Origin of the sequence: Mariniflexile soesokkakense (assembly GCF_039650365.1) — a bacterium.
GTDB classification, from domain to species: Bacteria; Bacteroidota; Bacteroidia; order Flavobacteriales; family Flavobacteriaceae; genus Mariniflexile; species Mariniflexile soesokkakense.
In genome coordinates, this window is sequence record NZ_JAZHYP010000006.1 from 110,438 (window position 1) to 132,850 (window position 22,413).

The 22,413-nt window shown below is 33.5% G+C and carries 23 protein-coding genes; 16 read left to right on the plus strand and 7 right to left on the minus strand.

Annotation, left to right across the window (positions count from 1 at the left end; all coding sequences use genetic code 11):
- Position 1 precedes the first annotated feature (1 nt).
- Positions 2-658, plus strand: coding sequence for an alpha/beta hydrolase (locus VP395_RS12545; RefSeq protein WP_346242362.1), 657 nt, complete (start codon positions 2-4; stop codon positions 656-658).
- A gap of 115 nt (positions 659-773) precedes the next feature.
- Here VP395_RS12545 and VP395_RS12550 read toward each other — a convergent pair whose 3' ends face one another.
- Positions 774-1,931, minus strand: coding sequence for a THUMP domain-containing class I SAM-dependent RNA methyltransferase (locus VP395_RS12550; protein ID WP_346242363.1), 1,158 nt, complete (start codon positions 1,929-1,931; stop codon positions 774-776).
- Between the two features lie 239 nt (positions 1,932-2,170).
- Here VP395_RS12550 and VP395_RS12555 point away from each other — a divergent pair, with 239 nt between their 5' ends.
- The 3 genes from VP395_RS12555 to VP395_RS12565 are packed head-to-tail and all read left to right on the plus strand — an operon-like array spanning position 2,171 to position 4,081.
- Positions 2,171-2,902 (plus strand): SAM-dependent methyltransferase, encoded by a 732-nt coding sequence (locus tag VP395_RS12555; protein WP_346242364.1) that lies wholly within the window; start codon positions 2,171-2,173, stop codon positions 2,900-2,902.
- Positions 2,903-2,935: 33 nt separating this feature from the next.
- Positions 2,936-3,610 carry a ZIP family metal transporter gene (locus VP395_RS12560; RefSeq protein ID WP_346242365.1) on the plus strand — a complete coding sequence of 225 codons (675 nt, stop codon included), beginning with the start codon at positions 2,936-2,938 and terminating at the stop codon, positions 3,608-3,610.
- A 42-nt stretch (positions 3,611-3,652) separates the two neighbouring features.
- The gene (locus tag VP395_RS12565) at positions 3,653-4,081 is read left to right on the plus strand and encodes a DUF4268 domain-containing protein (RefSeq protein ID WP_346242366.1); all 429 of its coding nucleotides are present in this window, start codon (positions 3,653-3,655) and stop codon (positions 4,079-4,081) included.
- A 15-nt stretch (positions 4,082-4,096) separates the two neighbouring features.
- Here VP395_RS12565 and VP395_RS12570 read toward each other — a convergent pair whose 3' ends face one another.
- Genes VP395_RS12570 through VP395_RS12580 form a run of 3 tightly spaced genes read right to left on the minus strand, consistent with a single transcriptional unit; the run spans position 4,097 to position 5,910 of the window.
- Positions 4,097-4,594 carry a GNAT family N-acetyltransferase gene (locus VP395_RS12570; RefSeq protein WP_346242367.1) on the minus strand — a complete coding sequence of 166 codons (498 nt, stop codon included), beginning with the start codon at positions 4,592-4,594 and terminating at the stop codon, positions 4,097-4,099.
- Position 4,595: 1 nt separating this feature from the next.
- Positions 4,596-5,228, minus strand: coding sequence for a PAQR family membrane homeostasis protein TrhA (trhA, locus tag VP395_RS12575; RefSeq protein WP_346242368.1), 633 nt, complete (start codon positions 5,226-5,228; stop codon positions 4,596-4,598).
- Between the two features lies 1 nt (position 5,229).
- Entirely contained in the window at positions 5,230-5,910 is a 681-nt protein-coding gene (locus VP395_RS12580) for a DUF4294 domain-containing protein (RefSeq protein WP_346242369.1), read from the minus strand.
- Positions 5,911-6,015: 105 nt separating this feature from the next.
- On the opposite strand from VP395_RS12580, the gene VP395_RS12585 reads away from it, so the two are divergent.
- Positions 6,016-7,098: a M42 family metallopeptidase gene (locus VP395_RS12585; protein ID WP_452299631.1), complete on the plus strand. Its 1,083-nt coding sequence runs from the start codon at positions 6,016-6,018 to the stop codon at positions 7,096-7,098.
- Between the two features lie 141 nt (positions 7,099-7,239).
- Positions 7,240-7,791, plus strand: a complete 552-nt coding sequence (locus VP395_RS12590; RefSeq protein WP_346242371.1) for an NUDIX hydrolase — start codon at positions 7,240-7,242, stop codon at positions 7,789-7,791.
- Between the two features lie 81 nt (positions 7,792-7,872).
- On the opposite strand, the gene lpdA is transcribed toward VP395_RS12590, so the two are convergent.
- Both lpdA and VP395_RS12600 read right to left on the minus strand, forming a co-directional pair.
- Positions 7,873-9,273 carry a dihydrolipoyl dehydrogenase gene (lpdA, locus tag VP395_RS12595; protein WP_346242372.1) on the minus strand — a complete coding sequence of 467 codons (1,401 nt, stop codon included), beginning with the start codon at positions 9,271-9,273 and terminating at the stop codon, positions 7,873-7,875.
- Between the two features lie 159 nt (positions 9,274-9,432).
- A complete protein-coding gene (locus tag VP395_RS12600; protein ID WP_346242373.1) occupies positions 9,433-11,025 on the minus strand; it encodes a S41 family peptidase in 1,593 nt (530 codons plus the stop codon).
- A 137-nt stretch (positions 11,026-11,162) separates the two neighbouring features.
- Between VP395_RS12600 and smpB the strand changes: the two genes are divergently transcribed.
- Both smpB and VP395_RS12610 read left to right on the plus strand, forming a co-directional pair.
- Positions 11,163-11,621, plus strand: coding sequence for an SsrA-binding protein SmpB (gene smpB / locus VP395_RS12605; RefSeq protein WP_346242374.1), 459 nt, complete (start codon positions 11,163-11,165; stop codon positions 11,619-11,621).
- Positions 11,622-11,648: 27 nt separating this feature from the next.
- Entirely contained in the window at positions 11,649-12,194 is a 546-nt protein-coding gene (locus VP395_RS12610; protein WP_346242375.1) for a hypothetical protein, read from the plus strand.
- A gap of 20 nt (positions 12,195-12,214) precedes the next feature.
- On the opposite strand, the gene VP395_RS12615 is transcribed toward VP395_RS12610, so the two are convergent.
- Positions 12,215-12,856, minus strand: coding sequence for a protein-L-isoaspartate(D-aspartate) O-methyltransferase (locus tag VP395_RS12615; RefSeq protein ID WP_346242376.1), 642 nt, complete (start codon positions 12,854-12,856; stop codon positions 12,215-12,217).
- Between the two features lie 314 nt (positions 12,857-13,170).
- Between VP395_RS12615 and VP395_RS12620 the strand changes: the two genes are divergently transcribed.
- The 8 genes from VP395_RS12620 to miaA all read left to right on the plus strand — a co-directional run bounded on the left by VP395_RS12620 (position 13,171) and on the right by miaA (position 22,411).
- A complete protein-coding gene (locus tag VP395_RS12620) occupies positions 13,171-14,130 on the plus strand; it encodes a Gfo/Idh/MocA family protein (protein WP_346242425.1) in 960 nt (319 codons plus the stop codon).
- A gap of 99 nt (positions 14,131-14,229) precedes the next feature.
- Positions 14,230-15,120 carry a 3-hydroxyacyl-CoA dehydrogenase family protein gene (locus VP395_RS12625; protein ID WP_346242377.1) on the plus strand — a complete coding sequence of 297 codons (891 nt, stop codon included), beginning with the start codon at positions 14,230-14,232 and terminating at the stop codon, positions 15,118-15,120.
- A gap of 63 nt (positions 15,121-15,183) precedes the next feature.
- Positions 15,184-16,422, plus strand: a complete 1,239-nt coding sequence (locus tag VP395_RS12630; RefSeq protein WP_346242378.1) for a DUF1015 domain-containing protein — start codon at positions 15,184-15,186, stop codon at positions 16,420-16,422.
- 74 nt (positions 16,423-16,496) lie between these two features.
- On the plus strand, positions 16,497-17,159 hold the full coding sequence (locus VP395_RS12635; RefSeq protein WP_346242379.1) for a YggS family pyridoxal phosphate-dependent enzyme: 663 nt from the start codon (positions 16,497-16,499) through the stop codon (positions 17,157-17,159).
- A 106-nt stretch (positions 17,160-17,265) separates the two neighbouring features.
- Positions 17,266-18,630 carry an exonuclease domain-containing protein gene (locus VP395_RS12640; RefSeq protein WP_346242426.1) on the plus strand — a complete coding sequence of 455 codons (1,365 nt, stop codon included), beginning with the start codon at positions 17,266-17,268 and terminating at the stop codon, positions 18,628-18,630.
- Positions 18,631-18,681: 51 nt separating this feature from the next.
- The gene (locus tag VP395_RS12645) at positions 18,682-20,640 is read left to right on the plus strand and encodes a DUF3857 domain-containing protein (protein ID WP_346242380.1); all 1,959 of its coding nucleotides are present in this window, start codon (positions 18,682-18,684) and stop codon (positions 20,638-20,640) included.
- A gap of 24 nt (positions 20,641-20,664) precedes the next feature.
- A complete protein-coding gene (locus VP395_RS12650; RefSeq protein WP_346242381.1) occupies positions 20,665-21,516 on the plus strand; it encodes an ion transporter in 852 nt (283 codons plus the stop codon).
- Entirely contained in the window at positions 21,509-22,411 is a 903-nt protein-coding gene (gene miaA / locus VP395_RS12655) for a tRNA (adenosine(37)-N6)-dimethylallyltransferase MiaA (protein ID WP_346242382.1), read from the plus strand. Before VP395_RS12650 ends, miaA begins: the two co-directional genes overlap by 8 nt.
- Positions 22,412-22,413: the final 2 nt, after the last annotated feature.

Here is a 22,413-nt window from a genome sequence, read left to right on the forward strand (position 1 = left end):
CATGACAAACACTTCGCTTTCTTTACAACATATTATTAGAAAATCTACTTTAACAGAAAACGCACCTTTACTCATTATGATGCACGGTTATGGTAGCGATGAAAACGATTTATTTTCATTTTCATCTGAATTACCAAAGGAACTTTTCATCATTTCGGTACGCGCACCCTACCCTATGCAACCTTATGGCAATGCGTGGTATGCTATTAATTTTGATGAAGAACAAGGCAAGTGGAACGATAACGAGCAAGCTAAAGAATCACGTGATTTAATTGCTGCTTTTATAGATGAGGCCATTGCTGAATATCCTGTAAACAAAAAGAACATCACGCTTTTAGGCTTTAGCCAAGGCAGTATTTTAAGTTATGCCGTAGCCTTAACCTATCCTGAAAAGGTTAAAAACATTATTGCTTTGAGTGGTTATGTAAATAAAGATATTTTGCCTGGAAACATGGACACAAAAGATTATTCAAATCTTGATTTTTATTGTTCTCACGGAAGTGTCGACCAAGTAATTCCGGTAGATTGGGCACGACAAACCGCACCGTATTTAAATAGCTTAAACATTGCCAACAAATATTCTGAATTTCCGGTTGGACATGGAGTTGCACCTCAAAATTTTTATGAGGTAAAAGATTGGTTAAATAAGCGGATTTAGTGAACCTATAAACCCAATAATAAAAATGTCTTGTCCTGAAATAGCGATGCATAAAAAGCCTTCGTTATGAAAGACAAACAGAATCTCTTTATAAAAAGCGCACTCAAAAAAAAATCTACTTCATATACTTCCCCTTTTTGCTACCTTCATACATCACATATTTAACTAAACGTGCTTCCAGCTTCGCATTAAATAAATGTATTTTACGAGAAGGTCTTAGGCCTACATGTTTTAAAGCATCTAAGTTGCTGGTTATAAACCAAGCATCGGTACCTGGGTAACTTTGTTTTAAGGTATCGCCAATATTTTTATAAAACTCTTGCATATCTATATTTAAACGCTCGCCGTACGGTGGGTTAAATACCATGTGTAGCTTTTCCTCGCCGCCTTTTTGGGTTTTAAAAAAGTCTTCGTGTTTTACTTCTATAAAATCGTCTAATTGGGCATTTTTCACATTCTCAATAGCTTTGTTTACAGCACTTGGCGCTTTATCGTATCCGATGATTTTATGATGAAAATCTCGAGTTTTACCAAGTAGCGATGCTTCAATTTTTTCAAATAAATCTACATCCCAATCGTTCCAACGCTCGAATGCGAATTCTTTTCGCATGAGGTTTGGTGGTATGTTGCAGGCTATCATAGCAGCTTCAATAAGCATGGTGCCCGAACCGCACATGGGGTCCATAAAATCGGTTTGTCCGTCCCAACCCGATAACATAATCAATCCTGCTGCCAACACTTCGTTTATGGGCGCAATATTAGTGGCTAATTTATACCCTCGTTTGTGCAGGGAATCGCCCGAAGAATCTAACGAAATGGTACATTGATGTCTATCTACATGCACATTTACTTTTAGGTCTGGGAATTTTAAATCGACATTAGGCCGTTCGCCTGTGGTATCGCGAAACTTATCGACAATGGCATCTTTGGTTTTTTGTGCAATGTATAGCGAGTTGGTAAACAACTCGGAATGGATAGTAGCATCTACCGCAATGGTTCCTGTAGGTTTTACATACAGCTCCCAAGCCATTTTATATATGTTGTCATATAAATCTTGCTCGTTATTTACCGTAAATGTATGTATGGGCTTTAATATTTTTATAGCGGTACGCAAACCTAAATTGGCTTTGTACATAAAACCTTTATCGCCCGAAAAAAACACACTACGAACGCCCGTTTTAACGTCTTGTGCACCTAGTTGTGTTAGTTCGTTTGCTAGTAATTCTTCAAAACCAAATAGGGTTTTGGCTAACATATTAAAATTTTCTTCCATTTTTTATCTCGAATAGATTGCAAAAATAACGTAATTTTGCGGTTAATTAACCAGCATTTGCTGATAATGGGTTAAGGATTGAAGTGGCATCCTTTTTAAAACTGATTTGCAGTGCACTTTGTTGAGAACTATAATTTGGCAGATAGCTAAGTGCTTCGTACTCGCAATGATGTTTTTAAAAGATATAGCGGAAAGCCTGACCCCGGATATTTCTTCGGGGGTAACCCCAAAATAAAAATATGAATAAAAACACAACTACTTGGTTTACTTCTTGGTTTGACACGCCATTTTACCATATTCTATATAAAGACAGAGACGATACCGAAGCGCAACATTTTATGGATACGCTTACGGGTTATTTGAATATTCCGGAAAATGGAAAAATACTGGATTTGGCTTGTGGCCGTGGGAGACATGCGGTGTACCTAAACTCTTTAGGTTTCGATGTTACAGGTGCCGATTTGAGCGAAAATAGTATAGACTATGCGAAACAGTTTGAAAACGATACGTTGCATTTTGAGGTGCATGATATGTGCAAACCCTTCAACAAACCGTTTGATGCCATTTTTAATTTGTTTACCAGTTTTGGGTATTTTGATAAGGATGAAGACAATTTAAACACCATAAAAGCGATTAAAGCAGATTTAAACGACTTTGGTTTTGGGGTAATTGATTTTATGAATAGTGAATTTATAATTGATAATTTAGTGCCTGAAGAAGTGAAAACGGTTGATGGTATTGATTTTAACTTAAAGCGTTATGTGAAAGACGGTTATATTGTAAAAGATATTAATTTCACTGCCGAAGATAAAAACCACAACTTTCAAGAGCGTGTTAAAGCGTTTACTTTAGCCGATTTTGAAGCGCTTTTTGAACAGGCTGGGGTTTATTTATTAGATGTTTTTGGCGATTATAAATTGCGTAAGTTTAACAAAAAAACATCGGAACGTTTAGTGATGATTTTTAAATAGTATTAATTAAATTTTAAGTAGGTTATATTTTAAATGAACAAATTTCTGTTTCCTATACTGGCTGTTATTCTTGGCTTTATTTTAGCTACCATTACCAAAAATCAAAAATCGTGGAATACCAAGCTACTACTTTCTTTTAGTGGTTCGTTTTTATTAGCATTAACACTTTTTGAATTGTTGCCCGAAGTGTATGAACACTTAGATGCCAAACGTTCTGGGTTGTTTATTATGTGCGGTATTTTGCTACAAATAATACTGGAACTGTTTTCGAAAGGTGCCGAACATGGGCATGTGCACATCCATAAACACGAAACGGCGTTTCCGTGGTCGTTGTTTATTAGTTTGTGTATTCATAGTTTTTTAGAGGGTTTTTCTATTCACGACCACAACGATATGGTTTACGGGGTTTTAGTACATAAAATTCCTATTGCAACTTTAATTACTATGTTTTTATTTCAATCTAAATACAGCAAAACACAAATTGCTGGGTTTTTATTGGTATTTGCATTTATGACACCTTTAGGCACTTTTATAGGTAATACTTGGGAAGCGATTGCCGATTATTCACAAATAATCAATGCCTTTGTTATTGGTATCTTTTTCCATATTTCTACCACTATTTTATTTGAAAGTGGCGACGGACATAAATTTAATTTATCGAAGTTTATATCTATTGTTGTAGGTGTTGGAGTGGCTTATTTGATTTAGTTAAGACGGTAGACGAAATTAAAAACTTTGAAACTATAAAAAATGTTTTCAAAAGAAGAATCTAGATTATTACGACAAGAATTTTGGACGAGTTTTGGGAAATCGTTTCCACGGAAATGGATTTTGTACGACACAAAATTGAAAGGCTTTAGTTTTAAATTTCATTTTGATACTAAATCTGCTTTAGTTGCTCTTGATTTGGAAGACGATTTGGAACTCCGTATTAAATACTGGGAAAAACTACTGGCTTTAAAATCGATTCTTCTAGATGATTTTTTACCTGAAGCTGTTTTTGAGGAAGCACATCTTCTTGAAAACGAAAAAGAAATTTCTAGAATCTACCTGCCTTTAAAGCAAAAAGTATCTATTCACAACAAAAACACTTGGCGCGAGGTGATGGAGTTTTTTAATGAACACATGAGTTTATTTGAAGCTTTCTTTGAAGAATATAAAGATGTGATTGAGGATTAGGTGTTAGGTAAAATATTAATTGTCAATTGTTTTCTCCATTTCATAATCATCCATTATAAAGCCTTTTCCAATATCTGTTACCAAAGAACCCACATTTACAAAGCCCATTTTTTCATAAGCAAGAATAGAATTAGCGTTATATTTATTAACATGAAGCTTAACCTTTGATAAAGCAAATGAGCTTGCTAATTTAATAACATATTGCATAGCTGCTTTTCCTATTTTCTTTCCGCGATACTTGCTCAACACATAAAGTTTACTTAGAAATAAAAAATCGCTTTCCTTTTTAACCCCTACATAACCAACAGGAACATCATTGTAAGTGATATAAAAAAACAAAAATCCTTGATTAACTTGATCTTCTAAAGCCTCAACGGAATTATATTTAACAAGCATATAGTCAATTTGTTCTAAACTGATAATTGAAATATAATGTTCATGCCAAATAATGTGAGCTAATTTTGAAATACAATCAAAATCAGTTACACTTGTTGCTGGTACAATTTTAATCATATTAAATGATATAAAAGAAAATCATAAAAAAATGAAATACAGCACCCGTAAGCACAAACACATGCCAAATTACATGGTTGTATGGAATTTTTTTTATAGCATAAAAGATGATACCAACAGTATATGCTAACCCACCAAAAAACAAAAGCAACACGCCATTACTATCCATTAATTTAGATAGGTTTGTAAAGTCTAACACAATAAGCCAACCCATTACCAAATACAACACGGTTGATAATAGTTCGAACCTCCCTGTGAAAAATAGTTTTAGAATCACACCAAAAGCAGCAATTCCCCAAACCACATAAAATAAAGTCCACCCCAAACTCTGGTGTAACGTAATTAACAATACTGGGGTGTAAGTTCCTGCAATAAGAAAGTAAATACTAATGTGGTCTATAATGCGAAAGTAATGTTTTTTAACCTCGTCATTTACCGAATGGTATAGTGTTGAAGCTGTAAATAAAGTAATTATAGAAATACCGTACACAATAACACTAAATAGACTCCAGTCGGTTTTACCACTGTCAAAAATAATGAGAGAAGTCAATCCTAAAACACCAAAAATAGCACCAATGGCATGTGAAATGGCATTTAGTCGTTCCTGCAATGGTGTTTGTTTATAAAATGACAACTTACTTTTTTTTCTGTTTATCTATCCAGATATCTGTTAAATCATAAAAGCTATATTCTTCTGCGGGTTTTTGTCGAACCAACAAACCGTTTTTAAAACTTCGTTGTAAAATATCTTCAATAAGGTAATCTTCATACACATTTTTGGGGTCGAAAGGTTTCTTTAAGGAAATATCAAACATACTAGCTGTGGTATTATACCAAAACGCACGCCACCCACTACGGAGTTCTTTAACCAATCCAAAGGTTGTTTTCCCAGTTTGGCGGTGTATCAATTTCACTAAAATCTGTCCTTCGGTTCGTGATAATTTTTTTAATTCATCCGAAAACTCACCTTCAATATATTTTTGAATCATTTTAGTATAACGGCGCTTATCACTTTCTTTTTTCATTGATTCTAATCGTGAATTTAATGAATCTAACCTTTCGGAAGCTAATTTAGCATATGGATATACTTTAAGGGTTTTTCTGCGCAAAATTAAATACTTAATACGGTCTTCTTTACTGGGAAATTTTAAATCGCCAAGTATGTAAATAGGATTTAAGTTTACTACGGATTGAGGCACTGAATCACCTTCAATAAACATATACTCGTATTCCGAAGTATCTTCTTCTTCATCTTTAACTTGAGCAAAGAAAAAAATAGGACAAAGTAAAAATAGATATATTATAAAATTCTTCATAAAACTATTGGAGCAATAATCTTTCAAAATTAACAATTTACAATCTTTAAAACATTTTTTTTCTATTTATATTATTAATTTAGTGCAAAACTTTAACACAATACGATGAAGAGCATTTTAAACAAAAAGTCGATGGACTTTTTAGAGTCATATTTAAACAACGCAGCTCCTACTGGGTACGAATGGACAGGACAAAAGCTGTGGATGGATTATTTAAAACCTTATGTTGATGAATTTATTACCGACACCTATGGTACTGCTGTAGGCGTTATAAACCCAAAAGCAAAATACAAAGTAGTTATTGAAGGGCATGCCGATGAAATTTCTTGGTATGTAAATTATATTTCGGATGACGGATTGATTTATGTGATTAGAAATGGCGGAAGCGACCACCAAATAGCACCAAGTAAAGTAGTAAATATCCATACAAAAAATGGCATAGTAAAGGGTGTTTTTGGCTGGCCTGCAATCCATACCCGTGATAAATCAAAGGAAGAAGCTCCAAAACCAGATAATATTTTTATTGATTGTGGTTGCAAAACCAAAGCCGATGTTGAAAAATTAGGTGTTCATGTTGGATGCGTTATCACCTATCCAGATGAATTCCATATTTTAAATGGCGATAAATTTGTGTGTCGTGCACTAGATAACCGCATGGGTGGCTTTATGATTGCCGAAGTAGCCCGATTATTAAAAGAAAACAAAAAAACTTTGCCGTTTGGATTGTACGTTGTCAATGCTGTACAAGAAGAAATTGGTTTACGTGGTGCCGAAATGATTACGCAAACCATTAAACCCAATGTAGCCATTGTTACCGACGTAACTCACGATACAACAACCCCAATGATTGAAAAGAAAACACAAGGCGATTTAGAGTTGGGTAAAGGGCCCGTTATTGCTTACGCTCCTGCAGTACAACAAAAATTGCGCGATTTAATTACAGATACGGCCGATGCTAAAAAAATACCATTTCAGCGCAACGCTTTATCACGTGCCACAGGTACCGATACCGATGCTTTTGCATATAGTAATGGTGGTGTTGCATCGGCACTTATTTCATTACCACTTCGTTACATGCACACCACCGTAGAAATGGTACACAAAGAGGATGTGGAAAATGTTATAAAACTTATTTACGAAAGTTTACTTAACATAAAAGAAGGTGAAACTTTTAGTTATTTTAAATAATATTTAATTTACTCGTCATTGCGAAGAGACACGACGAAGCGATCTGTTTATTGATTGCTTCAGAATAAACTTTAGAGCAAGTATTATGAGATTACTTCGCTTTTTCTATTAAAAGCTCGCAATGACGTTTTATAATTTCTTATGGACGAATATATAGACATTGTAGATAAACACGGTAACCCAACTGGAACGTCTGATTTAAAGTCAGTAATTCACCAAAAAGGCTATTTCCACCATACGGCTCATGTTTGGTTTTATAACAAACAAGGAGAAGTGTTACTATCACAACGTTCTGCAAAAAAAACTATTTGTCCGCTTATGTGGGACGTCTCAGTTGCAGGTCATATAGATGCTGGAGAAACTCCAGAACAAGGTGCTATTAGAGAAGTGCAAGAAGAAATTGGCATCACAGTTTTAGAAAGTTCTTTACAGCCCATTGGTATTTTTGAATGTTTTCAATCCTATGAAAATGGCATTATAGATAATGAATTTCACAACACCTTTATTGCCGAAATCACAGTACCGCTTTCAAAATTAAAACTACAAGAAGAAGAAGTTGAAGCTTTAAAATTTGTTACCCTAGAAACCTTTAAAAGACTTATAGAAAATATTGGTGAAGACAATCACTTTGTGCCTTTAAATAAAGCTTATTACGAATTAGTGTGGCAAAATATCATGAAAAAACTAGATTAACCGAACCCCTTCTAAGCAAAAAAGCAAACCAAATGGTTCGCTTTTTGTTTATATTGAGATTCCTGCCTTTACTGGAATTAATTAAATATGCAATGCTCTATCATCAGTTGCCGCTAAAGCAGCCTCTTTAATAGCTTCTGTAAATGTTGGATGCGCATGAGACATACGCGATACATCTTCAGCAGAAGCCCTAAATTCCATAGCTACAACAGCTTCTGCAATCATATCTGCTGCACGAGCACCTATCATGTGAACTCCTAAAATTTCATCTGTTTTCTTATCTGCTAGAATTTTAACAAAACCATCTAAATCCATACTGGCTCTACTTCTACCTAAAGCACGCATTGGGAAAGACCCCGTTTTATATTCTACGCCAGCTTCTTTAAGTTGTTCTTCTGTTTTACCAACAGCAGCAACTTCTGGCCATGTATAAACCACGCCTGGAATTAAATTATAATCAATATGTGGTTTTTGTCCTGCTAACGTTTCAGCTACAAATACGCCTTCTTCCTCAGCTTTATGCGCTAACATGGCTCCTTTTACCACATCTCCAATAGCATAAATGTTTTTAGCACTTGTTTGCAAATGGTCGTTTACTTCAATTTGACCTCTATCAGTCAATTTTACTCCAGCTGCTTCAGCATTCAATCCATCGGTATATGGACGACGCCCTACAGATACTAAACAGTAATCGCCTTTAAACTCGATTTCTTCACCTTTTTTGTTGTCTGCTTTTACAATAACCTCATCACCTACACGCTCTACAGATTTTACTTTATGAGATATGTTGATATTAAATTTTTGTTTCTTCAATACCTTGTTAAGTTCTTTTGAAAGTCCTCCATCCATAGTTGGTATGATACGATCCATAAACTCAACCACAGAAACTTCTGAACCTAAACGTTTGTAAACTTGACCTAATTCTAAACCAATGACGCCTCCACCAATAACAATTAAATGTTTTGGTATTTCTTTAAGTTTTAAAGCCTCAGTAGACGTTATGATGCGTTCTTTATCAATATTGATAAAAGGTAAACTTGAAGGTTTACTTCCTGTTGCTATAATGGTGTTTTTTGCTTCAATTTCAATAGTTTCATCACCTGAAATTGTAATATGCGTAGCATCTTTAAAACTCCCTAAACCTTGATACACATCAATGTTATTCTTCTTCATTAAAAAATCGATGCCTCCTGTAGTTTGATCTACCACCGCTTGTTTACGGGCAATCATTTTTTCAAGGTTCACCTTAATGTCACCCGGAATTTCAATACCGTGTTCTTCAAAATGCTTGATGGCATCTTCATAATGGTGTGAAGAATCTAAAAGCGCTTTACTTGGTATACAACCAACGTTTAAACACGTTCCGCCAAGTGTGTTGTATTTTTCTATAATGGCAGTTTTCATGCCTAATTGTGCGCAACGAATGGCTGCTACATAACCTCCAGGACCCGAGCCTATAATGGCTACATCGTATGAATTCATATTATATTATTGAAGTATGTTTATAAAAAATCGAAAACAAAAATACAAATGTTTTATGGTAAGACAATAAAAAAGAAATCTTAAATAATCTGAATTGTTATTTCTATTACATTGAAAATAAAACACGTTATAGTTAAGAATCTTTTAAACCAACTTGTTTTATTCCACTAATTTTTCATTCGTATTAGTGCCATTTAGTATCCAATCTAGTTCGGGGTCTCTGTGCTGTTTTCTGTCTTCAATAGATGGAACAATTTCAACATCGGGTTTAATGCCATAACCATCTGGAGTTTGTTTTTGAGGTGCCTCAATTTGCATCAATCCCATTCTAATTTTAAGTTTGGATGTTGGCATTTCATAAACTTTATAAATACCCGCTACGCAACCATTGTAAGCACCACCTGTTTCTTCTCCCACAAAAACAGCACGTTTATTCGCTTTTAAATGTGTTGAAAGTAGCGATGACGCCGAAAAAGAACTCCCATTAATTATGACATACAATTGCCCTTTGTAGTTTAAAGGATGTGGTTCTTTTTCTTTTGAAAACCTTAGTTTGTAGTATATTTTATCGTCCTTCCTTTTTGTCTTTATTAAATTCTGAACAATGATTATGGGAGATACAATAACTGTTGAAACTTTCACAACAAAAGGCATAGTGTTACTCATTAAATATTTGAAATATGGCAAGCGAGTGTTTACCTCGCTTTCTTCAACCAAATTGTAATTTTGGTTTGTTAAATAGGCATAGAGATAATCAATCTCGGCTATTCTGCCACCTCCATTATCTCGCAAATCTAAAACGAGGCTCTTGGTTTTAAGTGAATCCAACATCTCAAAACTTTCCTTATAGAACTTCTTATAATTACCATTGGAGAACGATTTTATGTTCATGTAAGCCACCATACTATCTGCTTCCAAAAATTTGAAATTCCGTGTATAGCCTTCTGCTTTATTAATAAAACCGTGTTTTCTTTTAAACTGTCGTTTTACTTTAGCTGCTTTTCTAAGTTCCTTTTTTTCTAATGGAGTAAGTTTTACAATTTCAGCAGGTTTTAAGCTATCTAAGGCAATGGAATCTTTTTTCTTCTCTTTTTCAACACGTTTGAATGTTTTATTGAATAGTGAATCATTCAACTTAAAAGTAACGCTTAAACTGTCTTTAAAACCTTTATCTTTATAGTACAATGCCGAAAATCCTTTGCCAACGTATTTATTGTAAAGTGTTTTATTATACCCATCAGATGAAAATCGTGTTTTGTAAATATTCAGTAAATCATCAGCTTTTTCATTGTCTATTTTTACTACTTCGCTTCCAATTAGCGTGGAATATTCCCCTTTTGTATTGGAAACCCAAAGTTTATCATTTAAATATTCAAAATCTAAATCGTAAAATTCAAACTTTTCCTTTTTTAATTTCTTGCGTTCCTTTTTTGTGAAATGCATATTAGCCAAACCCACCGATATATGCCCCTGTTTTACTTGGGCAACAACGGGCGCCAACTTTTTATAAAACTCTCGGGAATTTATTGGGGTAGTTATTGATGTTTTTAAACTATCGAACTTATAATCCAGCACCTCTTTAGGTGTGTACTGATACAGTTTTGGGTGGTTCTTTTTTAACTGCCGGTACACTTTATCTACATCGGTTTTCAAGTCTTCAACGGCGTGTAAACGTGTTATTTGCTCGTTGTACTTTTTAACGCTGGCGCAAGACCAGAAGCACATTAAAACAAATACAATTATTTTATTCATATAAATAGTAAATTGTTCAAAATAACAACAAGCGAATTTACTCGTATTTATTTCGTTATGAAATGTATTAAATTTTATTTAACTTTTAAATATTAGTAATCTGCTACTAAAAATAAATTTATGTAGTTTTGTTGTCGATGCAAAAAAACATAAACATACAAAACAAAAAAGCACGCTTTCTATTTGAAATTTTAGACAAGTACACGGCTGGTATTGTGCTAACGGGTACCGAAATAAAATCGATAAGAAGTAGTAAAGCTTCTATTACCGAAAGTTTTTGTGAGTTTAACGAAAAATGTGAGCTTTTTGTAATTAATGCTACCATTGAAGAATACGCTTTTGGTAATTATTACAACCACCGCCCTAAAGCGGAACGAAAATTGCTTTTAAACAAACGTGAACTTAAAAAATTACATAAAGAAGTTCAAAGTTCGGGACTTACTATTATACCATTACGGTTGTTTATAAACGAAAATGGCTATGCTAAAATGGAGATTGCTTTAGCCAAAGGTAAAAAGTTATTTGACAAACGCGAAACAATAAAAGACCGTGATAATAAACGTGATTTAGACCGTGTTAAGAAAAACTTTAAATAAAATTACTGATAATAATTTGGTGAAAAAATGATAAAAAAAAGTCTACTTCTGTTTTCAATTTGTTTTATATCCTTAACGGCACAATCGCAAGAAAAAGGCAAGGATGCACCTAAAGATTATTCTAAAAATGTATTAACCATTGATAGTACCATCAATTCTCTATATGAAGTTATATCTGGTGAAAAAGGTAAAAAAAGAGATTGGTCACTTTTTAAATTTTTATTTCACCCAGATGGAAAACTAATTACCTCGGGTAAAAATAATGAAAGTAAGTTTCAAATACGCTATATGAAACCAGATGATTATATTAAAAGTTCTGGAAAATGGCTAGTTGAAAATGGTTTTATTGAAAAAGAAATACACAGAACCGTTGATGCTTTTGGTAACATGGCACATGTATTTAGTACCTTCGAATCGTTTCACAGCAAAACCGATGATGAGCCGTTTATGCGCGGCATTAACAGCATTCAATTACTTAACGATGGTACCCGTTGGTGGATTGTGAACGTTTTTTGGGATAACGAAAACAGAAGAAATCCTATCCCTAATTCTTATTTACCGGATAGTAAATAGGTTTTGGGTTTTGGAAAAAACTAATTCTTATCTTCCAACAAAGGCACGAAACGGAATTCGCCAAACTCGTGTTGTTCAAATTCTTTAGTGTCTTTTCTAATAAAAAGAGTCATAATTTGCACATCGTCGCCCACCGGAATTACCAACCTCCCTCCTATTTTTAACTGACTTAATAAGGGTTTTGGTACAAAAGGAGCGCCAGCAGTTACAATTATACTATCAAAAGGGGCTTCTTCTTTCAAACCTTTGTAGCCATCACCAAAAATAAGTTTCTTGGGGCGATAGCCCAATTTTGGCAAAAATTTACTTGTTTTTTTAAACAGCTCTTGTTGGCGTTCTATACTATACACTTTTGCCCCTAACTCACATAAAACAGCTGTTTGGTAACCACTACCTGTCCCAATTTCTAGAATTTTATCTTCTTTTTTTACTTGTAATAATTCGGTTTGAAATGCCACAGTGTAGGGTTGCGAAATAGTTTGGTCTGCCGCAATAGGAAAAGCCATGTCCTTGTATGCATAATCTAAAAAACCAGAATCCATGAACAAATGCCGGGGTACTTTACCAATAGCTCCTAAAACAGCTTCATTTGTTATTCCTTTGTTTTTTACAACGTTAACTAACTGTTGTCTCAATCCTTTATGCTTAAAAGTGTCTTTCAATGATTGTATGGTTTATAAGGTAAAATTAGTTAAACATTTTTAGCTTATAAAGTTTAAACAGGAATTAATTTTATGTTTTTTAATGTACTGATTACAACTTTTGATTAAACAATTTTAATAAACAAACCAAAAAACACAGACCGAGTAAAGCATCTAACAAAGAAACCCGCGTTAGGGGTTGAAGCAAGCTACCATGTAGCGCGGAAAACCCGACCCGAAGGGGAACGCCCTGATAATTTTTCACTAAAATTTCACGAGTAATAGTTAAATTCATGTGTTAAATATCTTATTTTTGTTGAAAACGTAAAAATATGATGCTAAAAGCTGGTGTACTTGGTGCTGGCCACCTTGGAAAAATTCATTTAAGACTTCTTAAACAATCTGATAAATACGAGCTTGTTGGTTTTTATGATGCCGATGAAGCCAATGGCAAAAAAGTAGAGGCGGAATTTGGGTATAAATTTTTCAATTCAATTGATGCGCTTATTGATGCTGTAGATATGGTGGATATTGTTACACCTACGTTATCACATTACGACTGTGCTAAAAAAGCGATTGCTAATGGAAAACATATTTTTATTGAGAAACCGATTACTAATACTGTTGAAGAGGCTGAACACATTAGAGAACTTTTGGCGGAACATAATTTACGTGGACAAGTTGGGCATGTAGAGCGTTTTAACCCTGCTTATTTGGCAGTAAAAGACGAAATTAAGAGCCCGATGTTTATAGAATCGCATCGATTGGCAGAGTTTAACCCACGTGGTACTGATGTGCCTGTGGTGTTGGATTTAATGATTCATGATATTGATATTATTTTAAGTGTTGTAAAATCGAAAGTAAAAAATATTAGTGCTAGTGGTGTAGCGGTAATTAGTAGCTCGCCCGATATTGCTAATGCACGTATTGAGTTTGAAAATGGTTGTGTAGCCAACTTGACTGCTAGCAGAATTTCGCTTAAAAAAATGCGTAAAGCACGATTCTTCCAAAAAGACGCCTATATTTCTGTAGACTTTTTAGATAAAAAGTGTGAGGTAGTAAAAATGAAAGACGCTCCTGAAAGTCCGGGAGATTTTGATATGGTACTCCAAAATGCTGAAGGTGAAAAAAAACAAATTTATTTTGATAACCCACATGTGGCAAACAACAACTCCATTCTTGATGAGTTGGAAGCTTTTGCACATGCTATTAATACAAATTCATCGCCCGTAGTAACGCTTCATGATGGTACCGAGGCTTTGCGTGTTGCTACTCAAATTATTAATTGTTTTTAAGTTATTAGTGTCATTGCGAGGTACGAAGCAATCTTATTATAAATTGACAGATTACTTCACTTCGTTCGTAATGACGAAAACAATAAACATTCTAGTTCCATGAAAAATATTGCTGTAATTGGTGCGGGTACAATGGGAAATGGTATAGCACATACCTTTGCTCAAAACAGATTTAAGGTTAACCTTATTGATATTAGCGAAGCTTCGCTTAAAAATGGCATGGGTAATATTGCGAGAAATCTGGATAGAATGCTTGCAAAAGAAATCATTACAGAGACTCAAAAAGAAAATACGCTTAAAAACATCAGCACTTTTACTAGTATTGCTGAAGGTGTTAAAAATGTAAGTTTAGTAGTTGAAGCAGCTACCGAAAATGTCGATTTAAAACTGAATATCTTCAAACAATTAGACCAAGCTTGTAATGAAGACTGCATTTTAGCTACAAACACATCTTCAATTTCCATAACACAAATAGCAGCGGCAACTTCAAGACCAGACAAAGTAATTGGGATGCATTTTATGAACCCTGTGCCTATAATGCCATTGGTTGAAATTATTCGTGGATACAATACCAGTGACGCTATAACTAAAACCATCATGGAGTTATCTAAAGGTTTAGGCAAAACCCCTGTTGAAGTAAATGATTTTCCTGGGTTTGTTGCCAATCGTATTTTAATGCCTATGATTAACGAATCTATTGAAACTTTATACAATGGAGTTGCTGGTGTGCATGAGATTGATACCGTTATGAAATTAGGGATGGCACACCCCATGGGGCCACTACAATTAGCCGATTTTATTGGATTAGACGTTTGTTTATCAATACTAAACGTGATGTACGATGGTTTTAAAAACCCAAAATATGCCCCCTGCCCGTTATTGGTAAACATGGTGAGAGCTGGTAAATTAGGTGTGAAATCTGGTGAAGGTTTCTATAATTATTCTAAAAGTAGAAAAGCAGAAAAAATTGCGTCGCAGTTTTTAAAGTAAATAATCGTAGTTCCTGCTTTAAGCATTGAAACTTGATAGCTAAGACTGAAAACTAGCAAACTAATGGCGAAAATACTCCCTTTTAAAGCAGTAAGACCCACTCGAGATAAAGTTGGACTTGTTGCATCACGCTCGTACCAAAGCTACTCTAAAGCAGAACTAAAAGCACGATTGGAATACAATCCGTTTTCATTCTTACATGTTGTAAACCCGGGATATAAATACAATAAAAACATTCGTGGAAAAGAACGCTTTATTTTGGTGAAAAATCGCTATTTAGAATTCAAAGAGGCTACCATTTTTATTCAAGATAAAACACCTTGCTATTATATTTATAAAATTGTTAATCGTGATGGTAATACCTTTTCTGGCATCATTGCAGCTGCAAGTACCGAAGACTATAAAAACGATGTTATAAAAAAACACGAAGACACCATTGAATACCGTGAAAACATTTTTAAAGACTATTTAAAAACCGTAGGGTTTAATGCAGAGCCTGTACTCCTTACCTATCCTGATAACGACGTTATTAAATATGCCATTTCTGAAGTACAAAAATATCGGGCCGAGTATGAGTTTACAACACATCTTAGAGACACACATTATTTATGGCCTGTAGATGACATACAACTAATTGAAAAAATAAAGCAAGCCTTTTATACTATTGATACCATTTATATTGCCGATGGGCACCACCGTTCTGCATCTTCCAATTTACTTTCAGAAGAACTAAAATTAGAAAACAAGCAACATACAGGTAAAGAAGCTTATAATTTTTTTATGAGCTATTTAATTCCTGAATCTGAATTAAAAATTCACGAGTTTAACCGACTTGTAAAAGACCTAAATGGGTTAACAAAAAAAGCGTTTTTAATTCAACTCGATGCGGTATTTCGCATTGAAAAACGAGGTACAGAATTATATCAACCTACAAAAAAACACCATTTTAGCATGTATATAGATGGGCATTTTTATTCGCTTTTTTTACGAAAGACCTATCACCAATTCCACACAGCACTCGATGCTTTAGATACTCAAATTTTGCATAAAACCGTTTTAGGACCTATTTTAGGAATTACCGACGTGCGCAACAATACCCGCATAAGTTATTCGCATGGTAAAAACGACTTAGTAAACATAAAAAGCAAAGTAGATTCAGGCGAATTTACAGTAGGTTTTGGACTAGTACCTATTACGATTGACGAACTAAAGGCCATTGCTGATAACCACTTAACGATGCCTCCAAAAAGCACTTTTATAGAACCAAAACTACGAAGTGGCGTTACTATTTATGAATTCTGAAAAAATGTTGATTTGTTGATTTGCAGATTTGTATATTAGTTAAATATATAGCGTATAAACAATTAAACCTATTAATGAGTATAAAGCAAAACCTTAATCATATAAAATCCACTTTACCAAAGCATGTTACTTTGGTTGCTGTTTCGAAAACAAAACCCGTTAACTATTTAATGGAAGCCTATAATGCGGGTCAGCGTGTTTTTGGTGAAAACAAAATTCAGGAAATGGCAGAAAAACACGACGTTATGCCAAAGGATATTGAGTGGCACATGATTGGGCATGTACAGAGTAACAAAGTAAAATACATGGCTTCATTTGTGAAGTTAATTCATGGGGTTGATAATTTCAAATTGCTGGAAGAAATAAACAAACAAGCGAAAAAGCATGATAGAGTTATTGATTGTTTGCTTCAAATAAAAATAGCTGAGGAAGATTCAAAATTTGGAATGACCACTATGGAAGCATTCAATATATTAAAATCTGAAGCGTTTTCACAATTAAAAAACATACAAGTTGTGGGTGTTATGGGAATGGCGACATTTACTGAAGATGAAAATCAGATTAAAAAAGAATTCACGTTGTTAAAAACCACTTTTGATGATTTAAAATCACATGAATCTTTTAATTTTAAACCTGAAACCATTAGCATGGGAATGAGTGGTGATTATGCCTTAGCTATTGATTGTGGAAGTACCATGATTCGCGTTGGAAGTAGTATATTTGGAGAACGGAAATAAATTAACAATTGATAATTAACAATGAAAAATGAATTGTGGATGGTGTAAGTAAATAAAAATTACACACTTAAAACCATACTTTTTTCCTTTTAAACTTTTAAAACAAATTTACGCAATATTAGACATAGAAACCACTGGTGGCAAGTACAATGAAGAAGGCATAACCGAAATAGCTATCTATAAATTTGATGGCCACCAAGTTGTAGATCAATTTATAAGTCTTGTTAATCCAGAGCGCGATATACAACCGTTTGTGGTAAATCTTACAGGTATAAACAACAGTATGTTACGCCATGCACCTAAATTTTATGAGGTTGCAAAACGCATTGTTGAAATTACAGAAGATTGTATTTTAGTAGCCCACAATGCACAGTTCGATTACCGTATTTTATGCACAGAATTTAGCCGTTTAGGTTTTGAGTATGTACGACCGTCTCTTTGTACCGTAGAACTTGCTAAAGATTTAATTCCAGACCAAGCATCGTACAGTTTAGGGAAATTAGTGCGCTCCCTTGGAATACCTGTTGCCGATAGGCATCGGGCATCGGGCGATGCGTTAGCCACGGTTAAATTATTCCAAATGCTTTTAGATAAAGACACAACTAAAAGCATCATCCAACAATCCATCCGATTAAACCCAAAGCTTCAACTTGAACCAAGACATTTAGATATTATTAATGACTTACCTTCAATAACCGGTGTCTATTACATTCACAAAGCCGATGGAGAAATTATTTATATTGGAAAAAGTAATAATATAAAAAAACGCATTAACCAACACTTTACAAATACCAATCAAAAATCTAAAAAAATACAAGCTCAGGTTACTGCTGTAACCTATGAAGCAACTGGTAGTGAACTTGTAGCACTTTTAAAGGAAAGTGAAGAAATAAAACGTGTTAAACCTATTTATAATAGGTCTTTACGGCGTACCGTTTTTACACATGCGCTTTATAGCTTTGTAGACGATAAGAGCTATATAAACCTAAAAATTGATGTGGTAGATGGTCGTAAAAATCCCATAACAACTTTTAGTAACAAACAGAGTGGAAAAAGCTTTATATCCAAAGCAGTCGAAGATTACAAGTTGTGCCAAAAACTAACTGGCTTATACAAAACCAAAACCAGTTGTTTTAACTACGACATTAAAACTTGTGATGGTGCCTGCATTGAAAAAGAACCTGCTGAATCTTATAACAAACGCGTTGAAGCGTTAATCAATAAAAACAGTTATAAAAACAAAAACATGGTTGTTATTGATAAAGGCCGTGATATTGATGAGCGTAGTGCCATATTAATAGAAAATGGCGTTTTTAAAGGCTTGGGTTTTTTCAATTTAAACTATCAAATTAACAATATTGAGGTTTTAGAATCTATTATTACGCCAATGAAAAATAATAGAGACACCCAACATATTATTCAAACGTATCTTCGAAAAAACAATAGAGTAAAAATAATTTTGTTTGGTTAAAATTTTTTAAGAAATTTAGGACAAATCTTTTAAATAAACGCCAACGAAATCATGAAAAAAAATCTTACACCCCTAATTGCTCTTTTTAGCCTATTAAGTTTTGCACAAGAAAATTACAATTCAGAAAATCATAATGTATCGTTTGATGATATTAAATCTTCAACCTTTGCAAAAGACAGTACAGCCAACGCCCTCGTTATATACGATTTTGGCAATAGCTATGTAGATCAAGATGATTTCAAACTTAAAACCGAGGTAAAACGAAAAGTAAAAATTTTAAATAGAGAAGGTTTCGACAAAGCAAACATTACTATTTATTTGTATAATAATAGCAAAGGTGCCGAAACAGCAAAAAACATTATTGCAACAACTTACAACCTTAATGACAACAACATAGTTACAACGAAACTAGACAGGAAAGATATTTTTGAGGAAAAATATGATGAGAACCACACATTAATAAAATTTACACTACCAAATATTAAAGAAGGGTCTGTAATAAGCTATAGCTATACTCTTAGTTCTCCATTTATGTTTAACTATAAAGGTTGGAGTTTTCAAGAAGACATCCCCAAATTATATAGTGAATACAGAGCAAGCATTCCTGGTAATTATGAATACAACATAAAATTGATTGGTGGCAGAAAACTAAAAACCAATACTACAGCGGTAGAAAAAGAATGTTTACGAGCCTTTAATGGTGGTGTAGCACATTGTGGCAAATACATTTATGCTATGCAAAATATTCCTGCTTTTATTGAAGAAGATCACATGACAAGTAAATCGAACTATTTAGCTCGAGTTGAATATGAACTAAAAATATTTAGAGGTTTTGATGGCATTGTAGATAACTATACAAAAACTTGGGAAACAGTTGATGATGAGCTAAGAAAAGATGCTAATATTGGAAAACAACTTGTAAAATCGGTTGATACCGAAGCATTATTAAGCAATGATATACTAAGTGAAGTCGATACTTTAAGAAAAGCAGAAAGCGTTTATAATTATGTACAGGAAAACTACACTTGGAACGATGAATATAGAATATTTCATGAGGTTTCTGTTAAAGACCTTATTAAAAATAAATCCGGTAATATTTCTTCAATAAACATTTTACTTCACAATCTATTGCAAGATGCAGGAATAGATGTAAAACCCATATTACTTTCTACAAGAAACAATGGGTTTGCAACAAAAATATTCCCAGTCATTTCAGAATTTAATTATTTAATAGTACAGGCCACAATTAATGATAAAACATATTTATTAGATGCAACTGATAAATACTTAAGCTTTGGAGACATTCCTTTTAAGTGTTTAAATGGATATGGACGTATTTTAGATTTTAAAAAAGAAAGTAATTGGATTGATATTGAGCCTGAAAAAGCATCTACTATACAGTATAAAGTTGAATTAAACTTAGACACCAAAGAAAACATGTCTGGTAATGTGTACGCAAAAAACACGGGCTACCACGCATTAAACTCAAGAAAGGCATATTACCCAAATAGGGATGTATATATTAATAAAATTCAAGATAAATATCCAAATATTGAAATATCAAATCACAAAGTATTAAGTGAAGGCAAAACAAGTCCAGAATTTATAGAAACTTATGATATTGAATATGAAGATAACGTATCAGGAAACAACATTTATTTAAACCCTTTTATAATGAAGTTTTTTAATGAAAACCCTTTTAAGCTTCAAGAAAGAACTTATCCCATAGATTTTGGGTATAAAGACACATATTATTATACGTTTAAACTAAATTTTGATGATGCCTACACTATTTTAGAAAAACCGAAAGATCTTGCTTTAAATTTACCAGATGGTAAAGGACAAATAATTTTTTCAAACACTTTAGCCAACAATTCAATTAGCCTCATATTTAGAATTAAGTTTAATGAAGTGGTTTTCGAACCTGAATATTACCCTTATTTAAAAGAATTTTTTAATAAGATAGTAGACATTCAAACCAATTCTCTTATTTTAATAAAAAAGAAGTAATAAATCTTTATTACTTTTGAATCTATGAGTATACCGCAAAAAAAAAACTGGAAAACAAAACTCCATGAAATAATTTATGAAGCAGACACTCCTGCTGGTAGGCTGTTTGATCTCGTTTTAATGGTAACCATTATTACCAGTATTTTATTGGTAATGCTAGAAAGCGTAAAAAGTATCGATGCTAAGTTTCATAATATTCTTAATGTTTCAGAATGGATGATAACCATTCTATTCACTTTCGAATATATTGCAAGAATTATTTCAGTAAAAAAGCCATTTCAATACATTTTTAGTTTTTATGGTATTGTTGATTTACTATCTACCATACCCAAATACATCTCATTAATTTTTGGTGGTGTACATGCTTTGGCAGCGTTACGTGCGCTACGATTATTGCGTATTTTTAGAATTTTAAAACTAGCGCGTTATTTAGGAGCTTCCAACAATTTAGTAAGAGCTTTAAAGGCAAGTCGTGCTAAAATATCGGTGTTTTTATTTACGGTTGTAATAGTCGCTATTATTTTAGGCACTATTATGTATTTAGTTGAGGGTGAAGAAAACGGCTTTACAAATATCCCAAAAAGTGTATATTGGTGTATAGTAACGCTAACTACGGTTGGTTTTGGTGATATTGCACCGCAAACACCTTTGGGCCAATTTATTGCATCTTTAGTTATGATTTTGGGTTATGGTATTATTGCTGTACCAACTGGTATTGTATCGGCTGAATATACCGCGCAAAACAAACCAAAGCAAGAACTAGAAAAAGGCGAATTACACCTTAATACGCAATCATGCCCTAGTTGTTCTGCTGAAAAACATAAAGATAACGCCGAGTTTTGCTATAATTGTGGACATAAATTACAACATGCCTAAATATTTAATTTCCATAGTTGGACCTACAGCCATAGGTAAAACATCTTTAAGTATTAAACTGGCTAATTATTTTAATACTGAAATTGTTTCGGTAGACTCTCGACAGTTTTTTAAAGAAATGAGTATTGGCACTGCTGCGCCTTCAAAAGAAGAATTAGCCGCGATAAAACACCATTTTATTCATCATAAATCCATTCAAGACAATTACAACGTTGGGGCTTTTGAAAAAGATGCTTTAAATACGATTGACAATTTGTTTAAAAACCACAATGTGGTAATTATGGTTGGCGGCTCTGGTTTGTATGTAGACGCCATAACCAAGGGATTGGATGATTTTCCTGAAGTTGATGCCAACATTAGACAAACTTTAAATTCCGATTTAGAAACCAAAGGATTGCCATTTCTACAAAATCAACTTAAAGAATTAGATATTGCTTCTTACAATAGTATAGCTATTGATAATCCGCATCGGGTTATTCGTGCTTTAGAAATTTGTATTGGCACAGGAAAACCATATTCATCTTTTCTAAACAAAAAAGACATCAACAGAAACTTTAAAACCATCACCATTGGTTTAACAGCCGAAAGAGAAACCATATACAACCGTATCAATCAACGTGTTGATATTATGGTACAACAAGGTCTTTTGGATGAAGTTAAAAGTCTAGTTCCTTACAAAAAACTGAACGCTTTAAATACCGTAGGCTACAAAGAATTGTTCAACTATTTGGAAGGTGAATGGACACTCGATTTTGCTATTTCTGAAATAAAAAAGAATTCCAGACGCTTTGCAAAACGACAACTTACTTGGTTTAAAAGGGATGAAAACACATTGTGGTTTGATTATTTAGCAGATACCACAACTATTATCGAAGAAATCAAAAAGATTGTTTAAAG

Excerpts from the sequence above, each read along its gene's own strand:
- VP395_RS12565 (WP_346242366.1), top strand. The coding sequence starts at position 3,653 with ATGTTTTCAAAAGAAGAATCTAGATTATTACGACAAGAATTTTGGACG.
- VP395_RS12600 (WP_346242373.1), bottom strand. The coding sequence starts at position 11,025 with ATGAATAAAATAATTGTATTTGTTTTAATGTGCTTCTGGTCTTGCGCC.
- VP395_RS12550 (WP_346242363.1), bottom strand. The coding sequence starts at position 1,931 with ATGGAAGAAAATTTTAATATGTTAGCCAAAACCCTATTTGGTTTTGAA.
- VP395_RS12570 (WP_346242367.1), bottom strand. The coding sequence starts at position 4,594 with ATGATTAAAATTGTACCAGCAACAAGTGTAACTGATTTTGATTGTATT.
- VP395_RS12560 (WP_346242365.1), top strand. The coding sequence starts at position 2,936 with ATGAACAAATTTCTGTTTCCTATACTGGCTGTTATTCTTGGCTTTATT.
- VP395_RS12620 (WP_346242425.1), top strand. The coding sequence starts at position 13,171 with ATGCTAAAAGCTGGTGTACTTGGTGCTGGCCACCTTGGAAAAATTCAT.
- VP395_RS12625 (WP_346242377.1), top strand. The coding sequence starts at position 14,230 with ATGAAAAATATTGCTGTAATTGGTGCGGGTACAATGGGAAATGGTATA.
- lpdA (WP_346242372.1), bottom strand. The coding sequence starts at position 9,273 with ATGAATTCATACGATGTAGCCATTATAGGCTCGGGTCCTGGAGGTTAT.
- VP395_RS12635 (WP_346242379.1), top strand. The coding sequence starts at position 16,497 with ATGAGTATAAAGCAAAACCTTAATCATATAAAATCCACTTTACCAAAG.
- VP395_RS12545 (WP_346242362.1), top strand. The coding sequence starts at position 2 with ATGACAAACACTTCGCTTTCTTTACAACATATTATTAGAAAATCTACT.
- VP395_RS12645 (WP_346242380.1), top strand. The coding sequence starts at position 18,682 with ATGAAAAAAAATCTTACACCCCTAATTGCTCTTTTTAGCCTATTAAGT.
- VP395_RS12630 (WP_346242378.1), top strand. The coding sequence starts at position 15,184 with ATGGCGAAAATACTCCCTTTTAAAGCAGTAAGACCCACTCGAGATAAA.
- VP395_RS12580 (WP_346242369.1), bottom strand. The coding sequence starts at position 5,910 with ATGAAGAATTTTATAATATATCTATTTTTACTTTGTCCTATTTTTTTC.
- VP395_RS12555 (WP_346242364.1), top strand. The coding sequence starts at position 2,171 with ATGAATAAAAACACAACTACTTGGTTTACTTCTTGGTTTGACACGCCA.
- VP395_RS12650 (WP_346242381.1), top strand. The coding sequence starts at position 20,665 with ATGAGTATACCGCAAAAAAAAAACTGGAAAACAAAACTCCATGAAATA.
- VP395_RS12610 (WP_346242375.1), top strand. The coding sequence starts at position 11,649 with ATGATAAAAAAAAGTCTACTTCTGTTTTCAATTTGTTTTATATCCTTA.
- VP395_RS12590 (WP_346242371.1), top strand. The coding sequence starts at position 7,240 with ATGGACGAATATATAGACATTGTAGATAAACACGGTAACCCAACTGGA.
- smpB (WP_346242374.1), top strand. The coding sequence starts at position 11,163 with ATGCAAAAAAACATAAACATACAAAACAAAAAAGCACGCTTTCTATTT.
- VP395_RS12585 (WP_452299631.1), top strand. The coding sequence starts at position 6,016 with ATGAAGAGCATTTTAAACAAAAAGTCGATGGACTTTTTAGAGTCATAT.
- miaA (WP_346242382.1), top strand. The coding sequence starts at position 21,509 with ATGCCTAAATATTTAATTTCCATAGTTGGACCTACAGCCATAGGTAAA.